Genomic DNA, 2,912 nt, shown 5'->3' on the forward strand with positions numbered 1-2,912 from the left:
CACCGCCGCCGCGCCCGCTGCGAGGACCGCATCCGCGGCGCGAAGGACACCGGCCTGACGAACCTGCCGCTGCACGACTTCGCCCAGAACCAGATTTGGTGCGCCCTCGTCGCGCTCGCCCTCGACCTGACCGCCTGGACCCAGATGGCCGCCCTGCCCGCCCGGCCCGCGCGGCGCTGGGAGATCAAGAGGCTGCGTCACCGACTGTTCTGGCTAGCGGGGCGACTCGCCCGCCACGCCCGCACATCCGTACTACACCTGGCCGCCCACCACCCCTGGACACCACTCGCGGTCCAAGCGATCACCACCCTGAGAGCTCTGCCCACCCCCGGATAACCCGGGACCACCCACCTCCCACCCCACCAGCCAGGAAGAACCCCCGGACGTGGACCCGGGCGCCCACCCCGCGCGACAGCCGGGCCACCCGCCACGACCCGGACCCCGCCGAACGACACAACTCAACATCAACAAACGCGGCGGGCCACCTCATGATCACACCTCGCCGACACACGAAAGATCCGGGCTGGCCGGCTCCTTCTGGTCCGTTCCTAGACCGTGACGACGATCTTCTTCCCGGCATGGAGCCCCTTCTCGAGGTGGTGGTGTGCCTCGACGACGTCGTCGAGGGCGAACACCTTGTCGATGGCGGGCAGCAGTGCATTGAGGCGTACGCCGGCGTTCAGGAAGGCCGCCATGCGCTTCACCACGACGGCGTCGAGGGTGTGCTCGAAGCTCCGGTAGCTGAAAATCGTGAGTGGCGTGCTTCTCGGGAAGGGTGTGGGCCGAGGGTCCAGGAAGCCCGCGGCGACCAGTGTTCCGCCGGGGCGGGCCGCCCTCAGGAGATCCTGCTGGCCGGGGCCCATGACAACGTCGAGGACGATGTCGGCGCCGGCCCCGCCGGTGTGGTGGCCGACGGCTTCGACGACGTCCACGTGGTCGGTGGCGATGACCACGGCGGCGCCGGCGGCGAGCAGGTCGTCCTTCTTCGCCGTGTGCCGAGTGATGGCGATGGGCACGGCGCCGATCTGATTGGCGATCTGTATCGCCGCCCGGCCAACGCCGCCGGACGCGGCAGTGATGAGGACGTGGTCGCCGGGCCGCATTTTCGCCTTTTCGACGAGCGCGCCGTAGGCAGTGGAGTACGCGACCCAGATCGCCGCCGCCTCCGTGATTCCGAGCCCGGCCGGCCGGGCGACGACCCGGCTCGCGGGGACCGTGGTGTATTCGGCGTAGCTGCCCCTGACGCTCGCGTCCGGAATGGCCGTGAGGATGACCGGATCGCCGATCTCCAGCCCGGTGATCTCTGGACCCAGCGCGTCGACGACGCCGGTTCCTTCGACGCCGAGGCGAGCGTGTGGCAGGGGGACGCTTGCGGGCGAGGTACCGGAACGCATCATCTGATCGAGCGGGTTGACGGCGAACGCCTCGATCCTGACCCGTACCTCGCCGGCGGCGGGCTCGACGACCGGCTCCTCGACCACGTGCAGGACATCCGGCCCGCCGAACTCATCGAACACGACGACTCGTGGCATGGTGACTCCTCCGCAGCTGGCGCTGGTTTCGTTGCTCGCGGAAGACGTTACGGAGCCGTGGGTTACCTCCTGGTACCTTCGATTTTCATGCAGAACGCAGCTGGAACAGCCTTCCTCGCCGACTGCCCCACGCGCCTGGCGGTCGAGATCATCTCGGACAAATGGGCAGTGCTCGTGCTCTTCGGGCTCAGCCAGCAGCCTCGTAGGCACGGTGAGCTCGTCGACCTCATCGGCGGCATCTCGCGCAAGGTCCTCACCCAGACGCTGCGCCGGCTCCAGCAGTACGGTCTGGTCGAACGCCATGCCGGAGCGCCACGGCGGGTCGAGTACAGCCTCACCGACCTCGGCCAAACCCTTCTCGAGCCCATCGAAGTCCTGACGAACTGGGCGAGGGACCACGGCGGGGCCGTCGTCGACTTCCAGGAGGCGACCAGGCCGCCGACGGGAGGTTAGCCCAGGGCTTTCATGTCGGTGATCGTCTGTTGGGGGTGTCGGAAATAGGAAAGTGCTCCTGAGCCGGGAGGATCGGGCTTGTCGAGGCCTGAACCATCCATCACCAAGGAGCACCTTCATGGTGCAGCGTAGCGGTGTCTACCCATCTGTCCGTGTGGACGGGGCCGGGCGGGGTGTCGTGTCGGTGGCGGGGTGTTGCTGACCGAGACGGTCCGGGTGTCCGGGCTGGGCCGGGGATTGTCTGAGCAGTTGGCGCCGTGCGCATTCGGAGAAGGAACAAGCGCGACCGACGTTCAAGAAGGGGTTCGGGTTTCACCCGCTGTGGGCGTTCGTCGACCACGGCCCCGACGGTTCCGGAGAGCCGGCCGCGGTGCTGTTGCGAGCAGGAAACGCCGGCTCGAACACCGCCGCCGACCCCATCACGGTCGCCGCCACCGCGCTGGCCCAGCTCCCGCGGCGGCTGCGACGGTCCCGGTCGGTGCTGGTCCGCGCGGACTCGGCCGGCGGGACCCACGCCTTCGTGGAGTGGCTGCACCGCAGGCGGCTGGGCTACTCGGTCGGGTTCACTCTGCCCGACGACGCCGCCGAGCTGATCGGCAAGCTTCCGATCGCGGCGTGGACGCCGGCCTACGACGCCGACCGTCAGCCCCGCCCCGGCACATTCGTCGCCGAACTGACCGGACTGACCGACCTGACCAGCTGGCCACCCGGAATACGAGTCATCGCCCGCAAGGAACGGCCGCATCCCGGCGCGCAGCTGCGGATCACCGACGTCGACGGGAACCGGATCACCGCGTTCGCGACCAACACACCCCGCGGCCAGCTCGCCGATCTCGAACTACGCCACCGCCGCCGCGCCCGCTGCGAGGACCGCATCCGCGGCGCGAAGGACACCGGCCTGACGAACCTGCCGCTGCACGACTTCGC

At 69.2% G+C, this 2,912-nt stretch carries 3 protein-coding genes and 1 pseudogene; 3 read left to right on the plus strand and 1 reads right to left on the minus strand.

What is annotated here, in order from left to right; all coding sequences use genetic code 11:
* Window positions 1–336 (plus strand): IS1380 family transposase (locus B056_RS35910; protein WP_018501547.1); only part of this gene is annotated, 336 nt, incomplete at its 5' end.
* 212 nt (window positions 337–548) lie between these two features.
* Here B056_RS35910 and B056_RS0109030 read toward each other — a convergent pair.
* Entirely contained in the window at window positions 549–1,532 is a 984-nt protein-coding gene (locus B056_RS0109030; protein WP_020572406.1) for a zinc-dependent alcohol dehydrogenase family protein, read from the minus strand.
* Between the two features lie 87 nt (window positions 1,533–1,619).
* Here B056_RS0109030 and B056_RS0109035 point away from each other — a divergent pair, with 87 nt between their 5' ends.
* Both B056_RS0109035 and B056_RS35915 read left to right on the plus strand, forming a co-directional pair.
* A complete protein-coding gene (locus B056_RS0109035; RefSeq protein WP_035750935.1) occupies window positions 1,620–1,985 on the plus strand; it encodes a winged helix-turn-helix transcriptional regulator in 366 nt (121 codons plus the stop codon).
* Window positions 1,986–2,244: 259 nt separating this feature from the next.
* A pseudogene (locus tag B056_RS35915) lies at window positions 2,245–2,912 on the plus strand (transposase); the annotation flags it as partial.

The organism is Parafrankia discariae, from assembly GCF_000373365.1.
GTDB classification, from domain to species: domain Bacteria; phylum Actinomycetota; class Actinomycetes; order Frankiales; family Frankiaceae; genus Parafrankia; species Parafrankia discariae.

Coding starts and splice junctions, on each gene's coding strand:
- B056_RS0109030 (WP_020572406.1), bottom strand. CDS start 1,532: ATGCCACGAGTCGTCGTGTTCGATGAGTTCGGCGGGCCGGATGTCCTG.
- B056_RS0109035 (WP_035750935.1), top strand. CDS start 1,620: ATGCAGAACGCAGCTGGAACAGCCTTCCTCGCCGACTGCCCCACGCGC.